General features: G+C 52.3%; 13 protein-coding genes. All 13 read right to left on the reverse strand.

Annotated elements, in window-relative coordinates; all coding sequences use genetic code 11:
• Positions 1-12: 12 nt before the first annotated feature.
• Positions 13-1,212 (reverse strand): chorismate synthase, encoded by a 1,200-nt coding sequence (gene aroC, locus PLF13_07860; protein HOP07189.1) that lies wholly within the window; start codon positions 1,210-1,212, stop codon positions 13-15.
• Positions 1,213-1,261: 49 nt separating this feature from the next.
• Positions 1,262-2,590, reverse strand: a complete 1,329-nt coding sequence (locus tag PLF13_07865) for an HDOD domain-containing protein (protein ID HOP07190.1) — start codon at positions 2,588-2,590, stop codon at positions 1,262-1,264.
• A 105-nt stretch (positions 2,591-2,695) separates the two neighbouring features.
• Positions 2,696-5,626: a response regulator gene (locus tag PLF13_07870; protein HOP07191.1), complete on the reverse strand. Its 2,931-nt coding sequence runs from the start codon at positions 5,624-5,626 to the stop codon at positions 2,696-2,698.
• Positions 5,623-6,939 carry a tRNA (N6-isopentenyl adenosine(37)-C2)-methylthiotransferase MiaB gene (miaB, locus tag PLF13_07875; protein HOP07192.1) on the reverse strand — a complete coding sequence of 439 codons (1,317 nt, stop codon included), beginning with the start codon at positions 6,937-6,939 and terminating at the stop codon, positions 5,623-5,625. Before miaB ends, PLF13_07870 begins: the two co-directional genes overlap by 4 nt.
• Before the next feature lie 123 nt (positions 6,940-7,062).
• The gene (locus PLF13_07880) at positions 7,063-9,285 is read right to left on the reverse strand and encodes a M1 family metallopeptidase (protein HOP07193.1); all 2,223 of its coding nucleotides are present in this window, start codon (positions 9,283-9,285) and stop codon (positions 7,063-7,065) included.
• Between the two features lie 271 nt (positions 9,286-9,556).
• A complete protein-coding gene (locus tag PLF13_07885) occupies positions 9,557-11,887 on the reverse strand; it encodes a hypothetical protein (protein HOP07194.1) in 2,331 nt (776 codons plus the stop codon).
• Positions 11,888-12,264: 377 nt separating this feature from the next.
• Entirely contained in the window at positions 12,265-14,769 is a 2,505-nt protein-coding gene (gene lon / locus PLF13_07890) for an endopeptidase La (GenBank protein HOP07195.1), read from the reverse strand.
• Positions 14,770-15,046: 277 nt separating this feature from the next.
• The gene (locus PLF13_07895) at positions 15,047-17,779 is read right to left on the reverse strand and encodes a DEAD/DEAH box helicase (GenBank protein HOP07196.1); all 2,733 of its coding nucleotides are present in this window, start codon (positions 17,777-17,779) and stop codon (positions 15,047-15,049) included.
• Positions 17,754-17,966, reverse strand: a complete 213-nt coding sequence (locus PLF13_07900) for a hypothetical protein (GenBank protein HOP07197.1) — start codon at positions 17,964-17,966, stop codon at positions 17,754-17,756. The genes PLF13_07895 and PLF13_07900 overlap by 26 nt, the downstream gene beginning before the upstream one ends.
• A gap of 213 nt (positions 17,967-18,179) precedes the next feature.
• Positions 18,180-18,962, reverse strand: coding sequence for an energy transducer TonB (locus PLF13_07905; GenBank protein HOP07198.1), 783 nt, complete (start codon positions 18,960-18,962; stop codon positions 18,180-18,182).
• A gap of 67 nt (positions 18,963-19,029) precedes the next feature.
• Positions 19,030-19,758, reverse strand: coding sequence for an energy transducer TonB (locus tag PLF13_07910; protein ID HOP07199.1), 729 nt, complete (start codon positions 19,756-19,758; stop codon positions 19,030-19,032).
• Positions 19,758-20,414 carry a biopolymer transporter ExbD gene (locus tag PLF13_07915; GenBank protein ID HOP07200.1) on the reverse strand — a complete coding sequence of 219 codons (657 nt, stop codon included), beginning with the start codon at positions 20,412-20,414 and terminating at the stop codon, positions 19,758-19,760. Before PLF13_07915 ends, PLF13_07910 begins: the two co-directional genes overlap by 1 nt.
• A 73-nt stretch (positions 20,415-20,487) precedes the next feature.
• Positions 20,488-20,961 carry a biopolymer transporter ExbD gene (locus PLF13_07920; protein ID HOP07201.1) on the reverse strand — a complete coding sequence of 158 codons (474 nt, stop codon included), beginning with the start codon at positions 20,959-20,961 and terminating at the stop codon, positions 20,488-20,490.
• Between the last annotated feature and the right edge of the window lie 2 nt (positions 20,962-20,963).

Consider the following 20,963-nt stretch of genomic DNA (forward strand, 5'->3'; position numbering starts at 1 on the left):
GCGATAACGGACTCAGTATTCAGCGGACAAAAAGCCCTGGTAATTGCGGTCGATCTCAGCCATGTTATCATGACCGAACTTATACATGAACACCTCGACCAGAACCAGCGCCGCGACAGCTTCGGTGATAACGGCCAGCGCCGGAGTAACACAAACATCGGTACGCTCGACCATGGCGGTAGCCGGTTCGTGTTTTACGACATCAACGGTTCTGAGTGGCCGGTTAAGAGTTGAAATCGGCTTACTCGCCACCTGGATGACAATATCTTCACCGTTGGTGATTCCCCCCTCTATTCCTCCGGCGTTGTTGGTGTCACGACGGAATCCTTTACGCGGGGTATGACGGTCTTCGTCGAGGAATATCTCATCATGGACATCCGAACCACGACGCCTGGCGGCCTCGAACCCGAGACCTATCTGCACTCCCTTGACCGAGTGAATCGCCATGAGCGCTCCGGCGAGTTTCCCGTCGAGCCGGTCCGCCCATTGTGAACATCCGCCTAATCCGGCTGGAAGACCGGTGATGATCAATTCGGCAATCCCCCCGAGGGAATCGGAATCCTGACCCGCGGCTTTTATCTGTTCAACCATCGCCTTTTCGGTGGCCGAGTCCAGACAGCGCACCGGGGATACTTCGGTAATTTCCCGAATCGTCGCGACATCAGGCCTCTTGTAATTTTCGGGGAGCGCGGCTTCACCGATACGGACAACGTGTGAAGCGAAATATACGGAAAAATGTTGGAGAAACCGGCGAGCGACAGCACCGATCGCTACTCTCGCGGCTGTTTCGCGAGCAGAAGCCCGCTCCAGAACGTTGCGCAGATCCCGGTGATTCCATTTGATGCCACCCGGCAGATCGGCATGGCCGGGGCGGGGGCGGGTAGTATCACAGACAAGTCTTTGTTCCCTGTCGGTCAGATCGTCAGGGATTTGGTCAATCGGATGCATGATCCGGCTCCAGTTTTCCCAGTCTTTATTGGGTATAACCAGAGTTATCGGTCCCCCGAGAGTGACACCGCCGCGTACGCCACTTACGATTTGGACATGGTCGGATTCTATTTCCATCCGCCCGCTTCGGCCGTAGCCTTTTTGACGCCGGGCCAGTTCATGATCTATGAAATCGAGATCAAGGCTCAGGCCGGCCGGAAAGCCGTCAACGATAGCCGTAAGTTGGGGGCCGTGAGATTCCCCGGAAGTGAGATAAGTCAGCATGTTCTGAAGCTAATTCCGGATCGCTCCGGCAGCAACAGAAATATGCCGATCAAACCGGAGATGGAGCGGTTTCGACTCCTGTTTCCCAGGAACGATCAGCCGTCATCTTATCGATACGAGTTTTGAGCCGATCGTCGATATTGAGCGCCTTGGACAGGTTGTAGAATTCAGTCTTGTCTATCGGTGATATCTCGCGCATTTCTTCGAGCACCGCTACGATTTTCAAAATAGAGCGGTTCATAACTTCGAGATCATTCGGGAGCTTTTTGAGCAGATCCTCATTACGTCCTTTATCGAGCAGCATTCGCATGAGCTGAGAACGACCGTAGATAGCCATTGTAGCATTGTTAAGATAGTGCGAAAGGGTTGCCATAGCCACGTTCTTGGCCTCGATTGCTCCGCGTTCACGTTCTTCATTGAGCAGCGAAGCTGACAGCTCCTGGCGTTCCTTGAAGAGATTCTCTATCGTAAGATAGGATTTCCAGATTTCCTGGTTGGCCTTAACGAGCATATCCTCGATATTGCCTATGTCCACACCGAGATAATTCGCGACATCTATCGTTCGGGAAAGAATTGAAGAAGATATCTCATCCACGACTTCTTTTTCTATGGAGAGCATGGAACTTAAATTCTTGATCTGATTGAGACGATCCTCAATGCCTATGTCGTAACCGGAATAGCGATCACCCGTAATCAACACGGCAAGAGCAACGATCTGATTCAGCGTTTCATCTTCTCCAAGACGATTACCGTTATGGTGATCGACAATCGATTTGGAAATGTACTCAGGGAGACTCCAGACCTCGGCCAAATAACCGCCGATTTCAGCATGATCTATTCCGAATATCATTCTCTCGGCTTCAGCCAGAGAGGAGGAATGTGTCTCATGATGGATCACCTTGGCGTATGCTTCGGGATAGTGATGCAGGAAAAATAATACACCGACATCGTGTAATAGACCGGCGATGAACGCTTCTTCGGTGGAACGATAATCGACCGCCTTGGCAATCGACTCGCACGCGGCCGCAACCGACAGAACATACGAGAAAAACGACTGCGGACTTACCCCCGATGAAGCTGCCACTCGATCCGGATTCAACACCGATGACGACAGCGCCAGGCATTTAACCGTGGTCACCCCGAGAATGGAGACAGCCTGATGCACAGTCTTAATCTCGGACAGGCGACAATAAAACGGCGAGTTGGCCAGTTTCAAAATACGTCCGGTAAGAGACGGATCTTTGAGGATAATTTTACCCAGTTTATCGGCTGAAAAGTCCTCTTTGCCGATCTCTTCCAGGACTTCAGACATTACTTGGGGAAGAGACAGAAGTTTGTCGTTCCGGCGAATCTGTTCTACGATTTCGGTTTTGGTCATCGAATCTCTTACATCCAGATTTTCGGTTGCTGTTAAACGTATCTCGGGCTATTCAGAATGTCGGCAGACAGCGCTAATTGGTTAACCCAAAAGGAGAAAGAAAGGCTAAGGAAGCGATTTCGGAGTCACGGCAACTCTTAGAAGTTCAGCCAGTTGCTCGATTCTGAAGGGTTTATGGAGGACATTGGTCACCCCGCTTCGGGCCAGTTGAGCCTGATCGATATTAACCTCCCAGCCGGTCAGCAGGATAATCGGCATATCGGGGTGATCTCGCTTGATTCGAGCGGCTACTTCCAGCCCGGAGAAACCAGGCATGGCCAGATCGGTCAAGACAACATCAAAACGATGTTCATCCACAAGACGGAGTCCGACCTCGGGTGAGGTGGCTGTCTGGACGTTGTAACCCAGCGATTGCCCCATGGCGGTGATCAACTCCAGAATAACCGCCTGATCATCGATAGCCAGAACCTGGGCATGAGGTTGATTCAACTTCGATTCAGAGCGAGCCTCCCGGCGTCTGACCGGGAATTTGAACGAAAGGTGAGCCGGTTTGTCGGAGCTGGAGTCGATTGAATACTGGCAGCGGCTGCCGGCGGCATGGGCCAGAAAAGTATCCGATGGCCGAAGCCGTGAGGCTTCAGAAGCGCTGATGTATTTGCCGATGGAAGCCTGGCGGGTCATTCCGGGCAGTTCTTTGCTGTGTCGAGAGATATCGAGGTAAACGTAATCATTGAGACGATAGGTGGAAACCGTCAGCATCTCCCCTTCCCCGGCCAGACCAGCCACCTGGTTCAAAGCACCAAGGATCAGGGGGCGAAGCGAGGCGTCGGTCATTTCCACCAACGATACCGGACGCAATTCCAGGTCAATCTCGCGCGGACTGCCGGAGATCATGTAAAGGTTCCCGGAGATCCGAGCTGGTTCGAGGATTTCGGAAATGTGCTCGTTAAGTCCTTTGCCGCCCTCTCCCGAAGCTGTAACCGACGGCCTTATCTTACCCAGTGATTGACGGACATATTCCGAGGCCTGCTCCGCTTCGAGGATAATACTCTCGATATGACGTCGGACATCACCCGAAAGATCGGGGCGTTCGACCGCCAGTTCGGCGTTGCCGATCACTGCCGAGAGATGGTTGTTAACCTGGTTGATAACCGCCGCCAGAAGGTTGCCGTCGATTTCACCGGATTGAATCGGGGCAAGTGTCTCCTGAAGACCGGCAATGGTCATGCGGAATGAGAACAATCCCACGGTCAAGGTCAGAAGCCGTTCCCACTCTCCCCGCTCGGACTCAGGCATTTCATAGAAAAAGACCGTTGCCACACCCGAGACTCGATCACGCGAGAGGAGCGGAGCGATCATCAATGAAACCGGTGGTCCCTTTTCTTCGAAGAGCCGGTAAAAATTCTCCCGGTTGGCCATCTCAAGAGTTTGCAGATATTGCTCCACTTCGCTTCGCCCATAGGCAAAATGGGCTTCACGCGATCGTGCCGCTTCAGCGATGAATCCCTCACCGGGTAATAAATCGAATTCCGATAATAGACTGCGTTTCACCCCGCAACTGTCGTTGGCTTTGTAGGAACCGTCGGGATAACGGGTGAAAATCACCGCTCCGGCGCGACCGGGAAGAATATCGGAGAGATTATCGGCCAGAAAGGCCGGAGAGACATCGCCCGGGCCCTGCGAATCGAACTGAAGCAACCGTAAAATCCGCCGCAGTCCCTTGCGCCTTGTAATATCCAGACGCTGGCTGTCGGCCTGACGCATTACACCACCGGCCAACCGTGCAAACAAGTCGACTATCTTGAGATCATCATCGCCGACTCTAAACGCCTCATCGGGTCGTCGCAGGAGCAACGCACAATGGCGCTGACGTCCTGAAATGGGATAAACAAGTGTCGACTGGGCAATATAAGTATGCCCTTCCTCGCTCACCCCTTCCTGATTCACGATCAAGGGCTTATTGCGAGAGAGAGCATCGATCAATGCCGTACGGAAATTCTCGCCGAGTGAACCCATATCTTCGGAACCTCCGAAGACCTCCAAAGCACCATCGGACAATCCAACGATATGGATGGTTTCAGAGCCATAGAGACCAACCAGTCCGCGGCAATAGGCATCGATAGCATCTTCCTTTATGAAACTCGAAGCGACACCGGTTAACTGCTGCATGAGTGTTTCTTTTTGGGAACCGTCTTTCTCGGCCTGTTTGCGGGCCAATGAAAGCTCGCGTTCGAGTCGGGCTGAATATACTTTTTCAGCGACCCATTCCGCTACCGGAGCGAGATAACGAATATCCGACCGTGAGAAGAATTGCTGTTCATCGGACATAAGAATAATCGCCCCGAGCTTACGGCGTTCGGAAACCAACGGGAGTATCAGGGTCGACTTGAACCTGGAGGTAGCCGCTCGGCCGTCGCGTTCGTACACCTCAAAATCTCCCCCGATGGTCGGTTCACCGCCATCGATAGCGCGACTTATGATATTGCGTTCAAATGGATAATGTTCAAGTAAAGCGGTTTCGCGCTGATTCACACCACAAGCACAGGCAAGCACCAATTGCCGCCGCTGGCGATTAACCAGAAATACGGCTCCGGCGCACTCCGGTAGTGAAGCAAGAACTTCCTTGAGAGAAATGCTTAGCAGTTCCAGGAGTTGATAGGGCTCTCGGGCATCCTGTTGTAAATTCTCGAGCAAACTCAGTTTCCGCCATTGTTCTTCTATCGCCTCTTCCCGCTCCTGCCAGAAATCGGAGTACAGTGACAATCCAACGGCCAACAGAAGCGCTCCCAGTAGTGCGATCGATAACTGGGCGATATCGAGCCAGCCATAGACATTGTCAAGAAACCAAGCCCCGTATTCCGGATGGAGCTTGACTAATTGCCAAGCCGAGGCCATGAAAAGCAACAACCCACCGATGATGAAAAACGTCTTTCCCCCGACGTTTTCCAGTGTAAACAATCGCAGGCGAACGGTAAGGAACACCAGCGCCGCGATAACCACCAGCGGCAGAGCGGTAGTCAGAATAATCTGAGTCATTCGGGAATTCCTTCCGGTTCGCCGTGAAGTGTGAAAGCATCGGCCCGGGTGATACGAATCGGTATGATCTGCCCGGGAGCAGCCTCAGACGCTGAGAACAGAACTATTTTATTGCCTTCAGTGCGTGCTCGATAGAGGTCCTGGGATCGGCGTGAGAAGCCCTCGACCAGGCCCAGCCGAATTTGCCCAATTTCGCGTTGATTCCGCTCGAACGATATTTTTTGTTGAAGGTCGATCAATTTCGAAAGGCGAGCTATTTTGATCGCCTCCGGGACATCGTCAGACAACTCCGCGGCTTTGGTGCCGGGTCGAACCGAATAACGGAACATGAACGCCGCGTCATATCCCACCTTCTCGACCGCCCCCAGGGTTTGCTCGTATTCTTCATCAGTCTCGGTCGGGAATCCGACTATCAGATCAGTGGTCAGAGACACATACGACAGATGCTCGCGGATCAGTTCCACGAGTGATAGATAATGGTCGAGAGTGTAACCTCTCCCCATCAACTCCAGCACGCGATCGGCCCCGGCCTGCAGCGGCAGATGAATATGGGGCATTATCTTATCATATCGAGCCATTACCTCGACCAGACGCGGTGAAAGGTCCTTGGGATGCGAGGTCATATACCGGATGCGTTTTATCTCTGTCTCCGAGGCGACACGGTCGAGCAAGGTCGGGAAATCGGTTTCATCGTGTCGATAGCTGTTGACGTTCTGGCCCAGTAAAGTAATCTCAACGACCCCCTCACCCACCAGTCGGTTCACCCAGCCGATAATATGATTCGGAGAATGCGCCCGTTCGTGACCGCGGACATAGGGCACGATGCAGTAACTGCAATAGTTATCGCAGCCTCGGGAGATCGTGATAAAAGCAGAGAAATCGGTTTCACGGATAGGTTCGATCTGGTCAATATGCTCATGACCGAAAGCAGTGTTAATCAACGGCGTTGGTTCCGCTTGCTCTATTAAATCGGGCAATTCGAACAGACGATCGGTACCGAGAACGAAATCGACATGCGGCGCCAACCGGATTAACTCATCCCCCAGCCGCTGGGCCATACAGCCGACAACAGCGATCTGTTTTGAGGCTCCGTTCTGCTTGAATTTTCGAAGATCCTGGAGACGTCCCAGTGCTCGTTGTTCCGCCTTATCACGAACCGAGCAGGTATTGAGAATGATCAGGTCGGCATCGGCTTCGTTATCGACACGACGATATCCGTGAGTCGACAAATTGGATACGAGCGTGGAGGAATCAGCCAGATTCATCTGGCACCCAAAAGTGGTGATATGAAAGGTGCTGATCCTGCGGCTCATTTTCTTTCTCGGCCTCATCGACGGGTACAGTTGACCTTCTAAGATGAGGCCGGAAAGCCTTTAAAATCAACTAAAAACGGGATTATCGGATGATGGGAATCTTCTCCCCCTCAGGTTCAGACATCACTCGGCGCAGCCATAGACCAGCGGTGGGCCTTCACGGAACATGAAGTCCACGAATTTCACCAAATCAACGATATCCACCTGACAGGAAGCGTTGACATCAGCCCGGTTCAAATCGATAGGGCGCGGTCCATGCCTGAACATATAGTCAACCAGATAGACAAGATCGGAGACATCCGGTCCGTCATTATTGTAATCGACATCACCGGCCAAAGGCGGTAAAGGACCAACATGAATAGTAAAATCTACCTCATCGATGTAGCCGGCGCCGTTATCAACCACTCTGGCTCGGAATGGATACAACCCGGTATCGCTCGGCACGCCGGTGATAATCCCTTCGTCGTCCAGAACCAGGCCGGGCGGCAATGTCCCTGAGACGATCGTATACACATACCAGCCGGTGCCGCCCTTTGAGATCAGGGTATCTTCATACGTCTGCTGAAATTGCCCTTCCGACAAGTCATCATCGCCGGTTACGATCCGCGCCTTGAAAGAAACCTCATCGGCATACTTCATGATCCAATTGGAAGGATCGAGGAAGATGTTATTCACATAGCTCGGGAAATTGAGTTTGAACATCTCGCGGCGATCGTTAACCTCGAAAGTCAGGGTATCATCCGGCACTGATTGAAAGTCGAAGAAAAAGTCAACCGGCATGTCGAATACTTGCGGCGACGTGGTTTGTGTCTGGAGCACCAGCAGGTACAGGTCGATGCCACCTTGATCGGAGGCTTCCTGCAGGTAAGCGAACTCATAGTCCGGCCGATAGGTACCGTAAATCCACTCGGAGAAAAAGTCACTTAAATCGCGCCCGGACACTTGTTCGAAAATCTCCTGAAAATCCTCGGTTTTAGCCGAGCCGTATTGATATTCAGAGTTATAATAAGCCTCTATTCCGGCAAAAAAGGCCGAGTCGCCAATGACATGACGCAGCATGTGAAGCACCCAGGCGGCTTTATCGTAGGACAATCCGGTGTTAAAAATGGTCCAGACATCGGTTGTATCATAAACGTAGATAGTCCCTCCGCCCGCATAGCACATATCGGCCATATAATCATGATAAGCGGTCCAGCCGGACTTATGCAGATAGTACAAAGCTTCAGTATAGGTAGCCCAGCCTTCGTTCAACCAGATATCGGACCAGGATTCGCAGGTTATCATGTCCCCCCACCATTGATGAGCCATTTCGTGTACTACCACCGGCTCACTGAAACCGAAATTCGCACTGGTCATGGAGGTCATGGTCTGGTGTTCCATACCGCCGCCCCATTCGAAATTGGCATGGCCGTATTTTTCATCGGCGAACGGATAAACACCGTAAAGGTCCGACAGAACCGTCAACGCCTCCGGCGTGACGTTATATTTCCCCAGGGAATAACTGAGGCGCTCAGGATAAACGGCATGAACGATCGGCATAATCACCTGGCCGTCGTTGTAGTTCCATTCATCGTACCAGACTTCATAGTCTGAAATCGCAACGGAGAACAGATAACTGGCCATGGGGTGATGCCCGGTGTAATAATAGACATGGCTGTTGCCGCCGGGAGCAATCACCGAATCAAGTGTGCCGTTCGAAGCCACGTAAAATGCCGTATCGACTTCGATTGCAATGGCGAAGCTGTCCGCCTTGTCGTCCATACGATCCTTACAGGGCCACCACGAACGGGCATAATATGGTTCCGAAAGTGAAGAAATGACTTTGGATCCATAGGCGTTGAAATCGAATGAAAATCCCATAAAACCACCCTGGTTCGGGTGGCCGTGATAATAGAAATCAAACTGAAATAATTCGCCGTCCGTATACAAACGGTCAAGTTGGACTACGACGATATCACCGTCACGATAAAACCCCAGCGGCCCCGAGGGAGCGACAATAGAGTCGGCCACCATATCGGCCTGAAGATCAATTTGAATCTGGGTAACTTCGGAAGCAGCCGCAGCAGCCGTGAAACCAATCCGTCCGTAGAGCACTTCGGCCGTGTCATCGATCCGAATGGCGATATCGTAGAATTTCATGTCATAATTTATCTGAGTACCGTCGAGTCTTCCCCCGGTAGCCAGTTGCGAAGCAACTCGTCGTTCGGATAGAGCCGAAGCTTTGGCTGCGCCTAGATACCGATGCATCTCAGCCGGAGACATCTGTTGTTCATCATCCGCTACTAGCGGCTCATTACCGGCTGCAACCGATGACCATAAGAGCGAAATAAGTAGCAGTAATTTCACTAGTCTTCCAACAGACCTGTACATTATCCTATCTCCGGCAGTGATGCTGTTCAATTCCTGAACAGCAAGCCAACCTGTTTCGTTTCAATCGCTTGTTCGATTACGAGACTAACTTCAGTCAACCCATTCTATAATAAGACGGTCAATCCGCAGCAATCAACCAATAACAACGTCCTTAATAAAAGCAATAACTGAGCCGCCGGGATCTAAAATAGAAATCGCCTCCGGATCATCTGTCCGGAGGCGATTGAACACACAGCTATTTGAATCGCTAATATGGATTACCACACGGGATGGGTCCCTGATTGAACATATAATCAACCAGGTAAATGAGATCCTCTATCGTGATCACCAGGTTGCAGTTCATATCGCCGACAACCAACGTCGGTTGAGGAGCGGGACCATCATAGAACATGTACATGACCAGATAAACCAGATCTTTGATAGTGATCAGGCCATCATAATCGACATCACCGTGGAATCGCCACACGCGCATCTTAAGCGACACCGGTTTTGGTGAATTAGAAGCATCCGGGGCATCGATATAGAACGTATCCACATATTCCCCAAAAGGATAACCGGTGGAGTTGACATTGAAAATAACCGTAGCCGGCACATCACCCGAGGTAGTGCTGGGATAAAGCCAGCCAATATCCTCAACAAGCGACCAGGGCATACATCCACCATAACGATTGAAAATTCCTACAATCGCATCCGGTGATGGTCCGCTATTCTCCTGGGTCGGTATCACATAACTGGATGTCGGCAGGATAATCTGTGGCGTTTCGGTTCCTTCGATCACATTGTACTGCACGAGGATAAATGCCGGGCTATTGATGGCGTTTGGTGCTTCGACCAGGATAGTATCGAGATAAGTACCGGCAGACAACGGTAATTCACGGGGCGTCACTACAATGGTTGCCGGAGCTGTTCCGCTGGTCTGGCTTACGGTGAAGTACTCGGTTTCAAACAGCAGATTGAACGGCATGGGATTGTCGCCGCCCAAATTCGAAATCAACAGATTGACCGGCTGTGGTATTCCGAAATATCCCTGCGAACATTCGTAGGTGAATAAGTTCATTGTCGACAGATTGGCGTTAACCCAGGCGGGTTCTGCTATGTAGTGGAAATAAAACTCAACCGGGAAGGGGCTGTTGATCGCCTCGTTTGAATTTACCCAGATCGTATCGTAATAATCGTTACCAACCGTCCCGCCGGGGATTTTAAACGAAATAACGACATCTTGATCAGCAGCGCCACTGGATGGGGTCATTGTCATGATGCGGCTGGAAGACTCTTCCAGCCAGAAGTTAAGAGCTCCGCCACCGCCGTTCTTAATGCGGATAGTGCGATCGGGGATATTGACTACCGGCACATCGACGATGATCGTATTAAAAGCGGAATCGACTTCTATTATAGGCAAATCGGAACCAACCGAAAGTGATACCGGCACTTTCACCGGATCGTTGGTGGCGTTGGGATCGGATACGATCAGTGTATCCACATAGCTGCCGTATGCCAGACCGGTTATGTCGACACTAACCGTGACATTAGTCGAATCCGTCCCACTGCTCGGACTGGTGCTGAGCCAGGATTCGGTATTGGTAATAGTCCAGTCGAGCACCGAGGCGCCGGAATTCTTGACTACAAGGGTTTTCGGTGTCGGATTATCGCCATTGGCAATAGCATTAAAATACAGGGCGCTCGGCGAAACTGAAATCACCGGTGGTGGTTCTTGCAAATCGAGTGTCACCACAACCCGTTGCGGTGAGTTGACGGCATTGGCCGACTCGATAAGAATAGTGTCAATGTACTGACCGGCAGACAGACCGATGATATTGATCGAAACCATGGGCGTCAGCGGCGTCGTTCCCATGATCGGGCTGAGCACCAGCCACCCGGCGTCTTCGGTCAACGTCACATCGGTAGAGCTGACGTCGGTGGTTATCGAGAAACTCTGCGAAGCCGGGCTGGAACCACCCGCTACGGCCTCGAAATGAAGCGAGTCGGGAGCGACAATCAGATTTACCGATGGGGTGTAGCTGCTGTCATAGATCGTGTAAGGTCCTTCCCAGATCGGGAAGTAATCACCACCTCCGTTACCCGCTACGAATTTATAAATCGATGAAGGTCCGAACTCAAGGGTATCGAGATTGATTTGATCGGTGGCATTCCAGTCGGACAAAGTGAAATAATACGTAGCCCAATGACGGCGGCCATCGGCAGGAGGTATCCCGGTTCCGAACATGATCGAACCGGAAAACACAAAACGCTGATTGGTGTTGGTCGTCGCCAAACTATTACCGTCGTAGAAATATGGGCCGATTTCGAAATTATCGACTGTCAACGATGAACCGACAGCCGAGTCCATTTGAAGATTGGGATTATCCCAGGAAAAGCCCATGGTTGAGCCTAACACGTTGTTGGAATCTGAGAACACCCATAAATCGGCTTGAAGATGAAGTTCGTTAGTGGCAACATCCGGAACCACTGAGAACTCAAAAGCGACTGTGTCCACAAATCCGAACTCCTGGGCATGAATGCCCGCAGCTCCCAGCAGGAGCACCAGACACAGACCGGCAAGTGCAACAATCCTATTCATGCGCTACGCCTCCTTGGATTAACGATCGAGCCGATGTCCGTTACAAACTCGATATTATTCTGATGAATGTATTTTCTTTGCAAGTATGACCCGCTTCGGGTAACAACGCCCCGCTTCGAACTCAAGTTCGTCAACCCGAGTAGTATGACCAATACAGTCAATACTCACCCAAATTGATAATAACTAAACGTTGATCAACCCACTAAACGCGTGCGAGACCTTGGGACAGAATTGCCCAGAAACCTAACTCGCCCTAATCAATGTTATGATAACACGCTCAGTTGAGCATTGTCAAGGATAATTGGGATAGGATTGTATTAGCAGCCACGCTAAGCTGTTATTCGAAAACTTGTTAGCGACAAAGATAGAATGCTGTATCAGTCGTTCTTGCGTGAACGTGCGGCTTTCCCGGCACTACGTTTACGAGACGACGTTGTGCTTTTCCTCTTTGATCGCTGAGCTTTTTTCTTGGCTTTGGCGATCTCTTCGGCAAAAATCTTTTCGAGAGTGAACGACGATGGGGTAAAATCCATCAGACATAGCTCGAATAACTCATCCACTCGTTCGATAAACGTGAACTTGGTCTTGCGAAGAACCTCACGCGGTAATTCCTTAATATCCTTCGCATTTTCCTTTGGCATCGCGACATGATGAATACCGGTCCGGAACGCCGCCGAAACTTTTTCCTTGATGCCGCCCACCGGCAACACACGGCCGCGCAAAGTGACTTCACCGGTCATGGCAATATCGTTGCGAATCGGGCGTTCGGACATGATCGAAGCTACTACCAGACAGACCGTCACACCGGCTGAGGGACCGTCTTTGGGAATCGCCCCCGACGGGAAATGAATGTGAATGTCGAACTCGTTGAAATCCTGTGAGTCGATACCGAGCATGTCGGCCTTACTACGTACGTAAGAATGGGCGGCCTGAATCGACTCACGCATTACCTCACCGAGTGAACCGGTGGTTGTGATGCGTCCTTCCCCCTTCATCTTGAGCCCCTCGATAAACATCAAATCACCACCACTGCCGGTCCAGGCAAGGCCGGTGGCGAGACCTATCTCGGGAAGAACTCCGGCTTTCTCGGGAACGAACATGGCCGGCCCCAGATAGGTTTCCAGTTTGTCCTCGGAGACAGTCCAGGTTTTACGTCGGTGTTCAACTTTCTCCAAAGCCACCCGGCGGCAAATCTTCTCCATCTGTTGTGAAAGCCCCAGCAGACCGGACTCCTGCGTGTAGGAGTTAATGATCCGTGAGATAGTTTTATCTGCGACACGGAATTCCGATTTAAGAATTCCATGCTTTTTGAGCAGTTTGGGGATCAAATGTCGTTTGGCAATGGCGGTTTTCTCGCGTTCGATATAACCGGGGATTTCCAGCAATTCGAACCGTGGCACGAATTGCTCAGGAATCTCCTCGAATGACCGCACCGAACAGATAAACAAAACCTTACTGAGATCTATCGGTAATCCAATATACTCGTCGAGGTAACGGGAGTTATATCGATAGTCAACCACTTCAAGCAGAGACTGGTTGACGGCAGCATCGTTATCGACATTGAAGTAATCAACATCCTCGATCAGCACTACCGGGTCGAGTGACTTGGCATCTTTTAGAGCCCTGATCATCTTTCCCGGCATAGCCCCTAAAAACGTGCGCGGGGTGCCTTTGATTTCGCTGATATCGGTCACACCGCCGACAGAAAGACGAATCAATTCCTTCCCCATGCCTTTTGCGATGATTTTAGCCAGTGAGGCTTTACCGGTACCGGGAGCTCCGACCAGACAAAGCACCGGGCTTTCATCGGTGCCGGACAACAAACGTCTCACCGCCAGCCGTTGTAATACCTGATCCCTGATAGTCCGGGGACCGAAGTATTCGGCGTTAAGTTGTTTTTCAACCTCAGCGATCTCGTAATTTTCACCTAATACACGTCCCCACGGCAGAGACATCAACCAGTCGAGGTAATTCTTCGTCAAACCGTACTCGGCCGAGGCCGGCGACAGCCGTCTGATCCGGTCGACTTCTATGGTCACACGTGCTTTGACTTCCGGCGGAATATGTTCTGCCTCATGCGCGAATTGCTTGATTCGTGCGATCTCACCGGGGATATCTCCATCCGATTTCGAAGCGTCCGTCTCTATCGATTCAGTCAACGGAGCGGCCTGTTTTGGCTTTGAGCTGGTGGGACCGGAGAACGACGACACTCTTAGACTCGTCAGTCGATCCAGTTCGGCACTCAGACAACCGATCAAACGTTCAAAACGGAGTCTCAATTCACAAGCTTCAAGGAGTCCCTGCTTGTCTTCCAGTGAGAAATGCATACTGGCGGCCACCTGATCGGCCAGATGCGAAGGATGATCACGATAGACACGAAGTCCGTGCAGAAGTTCCAGGGAATAGGTCGGATCGACCGCGATGATATCCCCCACCATTGACATTATTGCCGCAACGTGGGAGCGAATCAGCTTCTGCGATTCACGTGGTTGCTGTAGTTCCGAGGCGGTAGCAACCAGATAAGGACGACTGGAAACGATTTCGTCGATAGCTGCCCGACCGAGGCCCTCGATCGTAATCAAACGAGAACCGCCACGGCTGTCGCGGCTGTCGCGAACACGGGCGAATTGTCCCACTTGATAGAACTTCCTGACGGTTTCGCTTCCGGAAGTCTCAGGGGAATAAGTGGCAACGAACCGACGATTGGCTCCGGCACAGTCGTCGAGAAGTTGCAGACTCTCTTTACGACGCACCCGAATGGTCAAAAGCGTTTCGGGGAAAAGCACAGCCGTCTGCAAACGCAGAACCGGAAACTGTGCACTCTTGTCCACCGCCAGTCGGGGCAGACGAAACTCTGATTGGATGATTTTTTGTCGGCTCATTTTCTATAATATCGGTCGATTTGTCGCAGCCTGAACGCCGGACTTCAGCATTTTGTAAGTTTATGACCAACTTCTACTTATTAGACAATCAAAGGTTCCGGGATAATGCGTTTGTAAAACAACCGTATACCTTTCCTGTGGATAGTATTAAAAGACTGTACGCCGGGATGTTTGCTTAAGGACTGAAAAGCGGACGACTCAAAGCCGCCCGCTACTTAAGACTATAATTTTTAACCGGATCGCGGTAGCGTTGAAAAGACATCCGTCGATGTTCAGGTCAGTTCGGCTTCTCGGATGAAGGGGCAAGCATCAGCGAACGCACCTCCCAATCGGGATGCTCCCGAAGACGGTCACGATTGATCCTTATCCGGGACGGGTCAATGTTCAGCCGGTAATAACCAAGCCGGTTGTTTTCAACCACCGGCCAGGCCGAGGTGAAGCTGTCGTAGATTTCGTTCTTCATCCGATAAAGATAACGAGCCTGATTGAACCCTACTTCAATATCTTCCTTATAGACCCAGCCGGCCTCATCCTGAAGGCGCTTATTGGCCAGTTTGACAAAATACTTGAACGATTTCCCGGTCAACCGCACGGGGAAACCATCGATGCGAATGAGATACCGTTCATGTTCATAGCTGCCGTCGACTTCGATCATTTCCGGCTGTTCGGTAATTAGCGGCAACCGCCCGGTCCGGTCCATAACCGCAGACTCACAAGCCCTGTTCATGCTTAACTCCTTTCTGTAATTATCAATCATTTCTTTCAATCTCTTTTTTTTCTTCTCCCCCGGTATCAGCCGCTCCAGATCAGGAGTCTCCAGGTGACAGAGTTGCGACCAACTGTCTACCTTCTCTCGATACAGAGCCGCCATATCGCACCGGTTAAGCACCGTTCCCACGCGGGAGTGCAAAGAAAGGAGATCGTCCGGAAGGCCATGTCGCAGACTGAAGACCCGGCGCCGGAGTCGCGACGGCAGAGCGGAACCTCGGCGGGTGGTTTCGATAATCGCAGCCAGGCCGAGCAACAGGTGGCCGGCACTCTCCCCCAAAGACAGAATTTGTCCGAGGTGCAACTGGAACCGTTCCTCCAATTTCAGGACAGGTTCAAAGCGACGCCATTGTTCAAGCAACAGAAGAGCCTTAAGCGCCGCAGTCGAGCGATACGACAACGGTCTGCGAAAATCCCCGTACGGCAGTACGAATCCGGCCTCGGCGAGTTGATCGTCATAGAATTGGTACAAGGTCCGCAACGGCGCCGACTGGCTCATTTCGAGGCGACTAATCAATCCGGGCGGATGATCCCAGTCCGGACAACCGAGCACCAGGGCGGTCCAACCGAACATCGTCTCCGGCTGAGACGACTCCATGCGATGCATCAAATAGAGTGTCTGGGCAACAGTGAGACCGCCGGTGGCGGCAGCTCTTCCGAGCGCAGTCGGCTGTAACAGCCCTTCTCTATCGACCTCAATCATTCCCTCCTCGGCCAGCACGGCAATCAAACCGTCAAAATCAGGGCGCTTCCTCGCAGGAGCCGTGGCGGCCAAAAAGGTGCACCCGAACAGTCGTTGAGCGGAATTCCGATCGGAAATCAGACCGCAGACAACACCGTTGAGCAGCCAGTCCTCCCACGGCCGGGAAGCGAGCGCGGACTCAATCGGCTCCGGATGAGATGAGGCGATATAGTTTTCCCAGAGAATGTCGCGGTCGAACTCAGAATCGGCGAGCACCATCGCTCGTCCCGGTTGCTTGTCCCGGGATTGTCCCAGCCTTCCGGCGCGACCGCTGATATTTTCGAACTCCGCCCTGGAAATCGGCACCAGCGAAGGCTGTGCGCCGTATTGACCGGTGCTGTATTTAACCGTTTCGAGATATACCGTATCGGCGGGAAGATTCACCCCCATGGCGAGAGTTGTCGTAGCGACCACGAGGCGTACCTGCCCCGCACGAAAGGCATCCTCCACCACACGACGCTGCAAAGGAGAAAGATCCGAGTTGTGAAAGGCCACACCTCGCCCGAGGCATTGCTTGAGCGAACGGATGAGATACGAGGGCTCTTCGTCGGCCAACGATTCAACGGCATCACAAGCCCCGGGCCAGGAAACTTCAGCCGCCACTCGGAGTGCGGTATGGATCGTCTCGCGGCGCGATTTGAGAAAGATCAACGCTTGCTCGGAAGAAGCCTTCAGGTGACGCACAAGAGCTTCAAACAAATCGCTCTGTCCCGAATCGAATTCCATGAGCTCGGTCCCCTCGGAGCCGCTGTTATAGGAACGATAGTGGAACTCACCGTCGCCGGCCACACCTCGAAACAGATCAACCGGACGGCTGAACTCCTCGACCAGAGTAGCCCCAAGCCAGTCAGCCAGCCGCTCCGCAGAGGTGGAACGCCCGGCAATGACTGCCGACAACCCCAACAACGTCGGGGTATACGACGAAGCGACGATCCGGGTCAACAACTGCTCGAGCAATGCCCCCCGTCCCGGCTCCGCGACCGATTGCAACTCGTCGATAACAACCAGCCCGATCCCGGCAAGGGAATCGAGACTGCGAGTCAGAAGCCGGTCCAGTTTTTCATAGATGGCGAACGCAACATGATATTGCCCGCTCGCGAAATTCTCGTCACTCTCGGGATGGTCGCCGGTGACGATCAAACAGCGCAGATCCAGATCATGATAGCGTTCTATGAACTCATTATATTTCTGCTCGGCCAAAGCACGCAGCGGAAACAGCAATACCGCTCGGCGGCGGCTCTGCAGGACCTTGATAACCGCCATCTCAGCACAGAACGATTTCCCGGACGAGGTCGGAGCACTCACGATCAAATTAACGGGCGTGCCGTCCTGACGGGGTTCGCCCAAAAGACCGGACCGAACAGCTCTCACCTGCACCGGCAAGAGTCCCTCGTCACAGAGCCTCTGCCAACGTTCCACGATCCGCTCGGGAATACCGTAATCTGTCAAATCCGCTATCCGCACCGCTCCCCCATCAGCCGCCACAGCTTCCGAAGCCACAAAGCGGGCAGCTAGTGCAAGTACCTTGTCTGATCATCCCGGCACCGCATTCCGGACAGGTTGCCACATCGTGGTAGAAACACTCGTCCTTGAGGTCCGTGTTGAACTCGCCCGATACGGGTTGTAAAACGGCGCTGTAATCCAGGTCGGTCTCATTGTAAGAGGTAATTCGAGAGCTGCTTTCCATGTCTATCAACCTCCGGCTGAAAAGGGGTCCAAGTTGATCGCGATCCAGTATAGTGCACATTTGTGCAGGTGTCAAGCAGTTTTTTAGCCGGCGTCTGAGGAAATCCCTCTCACATCCCCGTTACAACCGATAATGCGTTATATCACAACAAAATAGCCTTCCCGAGCAAAATCCCCGGGAAGGCCTCTTGGGAACCGATAACCATCTATAAGGTTAACGAAGCTCGAATTCGACCGGTATTGACACCCAACAGCGAACCGGAAGCCCGTGATGGAAAGCCGGTCGGAACACCGCTCTTTTGGCTGCGGCAATAGCGTTTTCGGCAAAAGGTAAATTGGGGTTGGTTTCGGCAAACACCCTGACCTCAACGACCCGCCCGTTGAGATCGACCAGAAGGTGCAGGATAACCTTCCCTTCCATCCTGGTCCGTTGAGCGACCGAAGGGTATTCCGGCAACGGCATGTCGATCAACTCCGGAGGCTGATCAACTCCTGAAAACAGCTCGTACGTCGTGGTATCCTGAACATAGACGCCGCCACCACCGCCCGGTTGTAACGGATCATCGTTGCCGTATTCGATATCTCCGGCCCCCACGCCTGCTCCTCCGAAACCGAGACCGTCGTTGTTCAGCTCAACATTGTCGTCGACCAGGATCACATTGTCGACCAGATTGCCCATTCCCGGTGCTCCACGACGACCCGGTCCGGTGGCGGGAATAACCAGAGGCGGTTCATTACGAAGAGGATAATCCGTCCATACGATTTCGATTTGTCCGCCCGGCACCAGGGGATCATCCTGAACTCCATCAATAAGAACCGTTGCCGGAAGAGGCCAGAAAGCAACGATAATCGTCGGCAGACATACCACAAGGGAGGCTGCCAGCATGCCGTACAGCATGTGGCGCTGGTATAGCGACTTCATCCTGAACGCTGAAGTCAGGCGTGCATTGGCGGGGGTTTGTTCTGTGGCTCTCGACTGTTGTACGCGTCTGGTCATAGGGCACCTCCCTTTCGAAAGGGCGATGCCCGCAACCTGCTATTTTAATCAGCCAAGATTGACTGGACTATTTACCGATCTCAAACTCGACGGCGTAGGTAACCCAGCAGGCAACCGGTCGGCCGTTCTGAATACCGGGTTTGAACTTGCAGCCGTACGCGGCCTGCACCGCGGCATCATCGAGCGCCGCCGTGCCGGAGGATTTGCCGACGCGGGCATCGAGGACATTGCCGTTCTTGCCCACCAGGGCCTGAACCGCTACGGTACCTTCGATACCGGCCGTCTTTGCAAAGCGGGGGTATTCCGGAGGATTGTTAAAAATCATCTCCGGGTAGATTTCCACAGCCACGAATTCATCCGGAGCCGGCAGGTAATCGTCTTCAGCGATATCGACGACGATATCTTCACCGGCGGCCGCGGTCACCACATCAGGCGCAACGATCTCAGCCAACTCGTCCTTGGTCGCGAGGACAACGTCATCGTCGATAACTTCGTCGTCCGCCACTGGTTTTGGGATACCGACCTTGGGCGCTGCGGTCTGAGGGGCCTGCACGGCAACCTGCGGAGGTTTACGAGCAATACTCGGCGGAGGTCCCAAATCAGCCACGGTGGTAATGGTCTTAATAGGAGCCGCTAAAATCACTTCCTCTTCGGGAATCAATGAAATGATCCAGAAGGTCAACAAAATAGCGGCAACCGTACCAGCCGTGATGCCGATGCCATACAGGAAGTTGCGCTGATAGCGCGCCTTCATTGCATAGGCACCGTACTGTGAATAGAGGGAATTGACAGACATTACAACTCACCTCCAGCCTGAGCAGCCTGAATTGCGGCTGCTATTTTACGATCATCGGCATCTTCCCATTCACCGATGGCATATCGGTATGAGAACTTGCCGTCTTCCTTGGTGAGATCAGACACTTCCTTTTTCAACTGCTTAGCCAGAGTTGTGTTCCACGACCGTTCGATCACGTCAATCTCGTCGAGGATATTGACCATGTCGGAGTAAGTGGCGTCACGGTTAATCAGAATAAGCGTGTTGAGCTTGGGATTCGCCTGGTTCTCTTGCACCAAAATCTCCCGTAAAGCAGGACCGTTGAAGTTCTGCCTTATGCTGTCCGCCTGATTTTCAGGAGCCGGGATTAGCTTCGGGAGGTTCTCCGGAGTCACGCGCTTGAGGTTCCACCAATAGCGCCCTTCGCCGTCCACACGAACGGTTAACAGGTTGGACTCTTTCACCTCTACCTGAAGGCTATCCTCTTCGGCCGGCGGCAAGTTGATTTCCATGGCTTGCGGCATAGCGAATACCGTCGTAACCATGTAGAAAATCAGGAGCAGGAAGGCGATATCCACCATCGGCGTCATATCGATACGGATGGCGATTCTTCGCTTAGGTCGTCTAAGACCTTTTTTCGCTTCCTTTGGTGCTCTTTCTGCTACTTCACCGCCCATTTACCATCACTCTCCTTCCAGCGGATATCTCTAATCTATATACGGTCATCGGATGACTTTCTTTCAAAAAAGCTTAGCCGGCCTCGACATCGGTTTCGGGATCGGTGATGATCAGGAATCGTTCCAAATGGTTTTCCTGCATCTGCTTCATAACATCCTGCATAACCCCGAAGCTGGCTCTTTTATCCGCCTTAATAATCACCAGCGCCTTGATATTCTTACCACGAGCGCGGAGAATTTCAGGAGCGACAGTGTATTTGTCTACCGTGCGCACGACGCGGCCATTCGTCTCAACGTCGACTCCGTCGATGTTAATCGTCACCTTTTCGATCCAGTCAACGTAGATCGAATCGTATTTGGTGATGGTAACGTTGATGATGTCTTTGTCCGGCAGTTCGATCTGCGAATGAGATCGCGGCAGCTCGACGGCACGTGCTTCCGGCGGCTTGAACTGAGTTGTCGCCATGTAGAATATCAAGAGCAGGAAGGCGATATCCACCATTGGGGTCATATCGATCCTGATTGACACTCTTCTTTTGCCAGACATTT

This window comes from Candidatus Zixiibacteriota bacterium (genome assembly GCA_035380245.1).
Classification (GTDB): domain Bacteria; phylum Zixibacteria; class MSB-5A5; order GN15; family FEB-12; genus DAOSXA01.

Coding starts and splice junctions, on each gene's coding strand:
- aroC (HOP07189.1), bottom strand. CDS start 1,212: ATGCTGACTTATCTCACTTCCGGGGAATCTCACGGCCCCCAACTTACG.
- PLF13_07865 (HOP07190.1), bottom strand. CDS start 2,590: ATGACCAAAACCGAAATCGTAGAACAGATTCGCCGGAACGACAAACTT.
- PLF13_07870 (HOP07191.1), bottom strand. CDS start 5,626: ATGACTCAGATTATTCTGACTACCGCTCTGCCGCTGGTGGTTATCGCG.
- miaB (HOP07192.1), bottom strand. CDS start 6,939: ATGAGCCGCAGGATCAGCACCTTTCATATCACCACTTTTGGGTGCCAG.
- PLF13_07885 (HOP07194.1), bottom strand. CDS start 11,887: ATGAATAGGATTGTTGCACTTGCCGGTCTGTGTCTGGTGCTCCTGCTG.
- lon (HOP07195.1), bottom strand. CDS start 14,769: ATGAGCCGACAAAAAATCATCCAATCAGAGTTTCGTCTGCCCCGACTG.
- PLF13_07900 (HOP07197.1), bottom strand. CDS start 17,966: ATGGAAAGCAGCTCTCGAATTACCTCTTACAATGAGACCGACCTGGAT.
- PLF13_07905 (HOP07198.1), bottom strand. CDS start 18,962: ATGACCAGACGCGTACAACAGTCGAGAGCCACAGAACAAACCCCCGCC.
- PLF13_07910 (HOP07199.1), bottom strand. CDS start 19,758: ATGTCTGTCAATTCCCTCTATTCACAGTACGGTGCCTATGCAATGAAG.
- PLF13_07915 (HOP07200.1), bottom strand. CDS start 20,414: ATGGGCGGTGAAGTAGCAGAAAGAGCACCAAAGGAAGCGAAAAAAGGT.
- PLF13_07920 (HOP07201.1), bottom strand. CDS start 20,961: ATGTCTGGCAAAAGAAGAGTGTCAATCAGGATCGATATGACCCCAATG.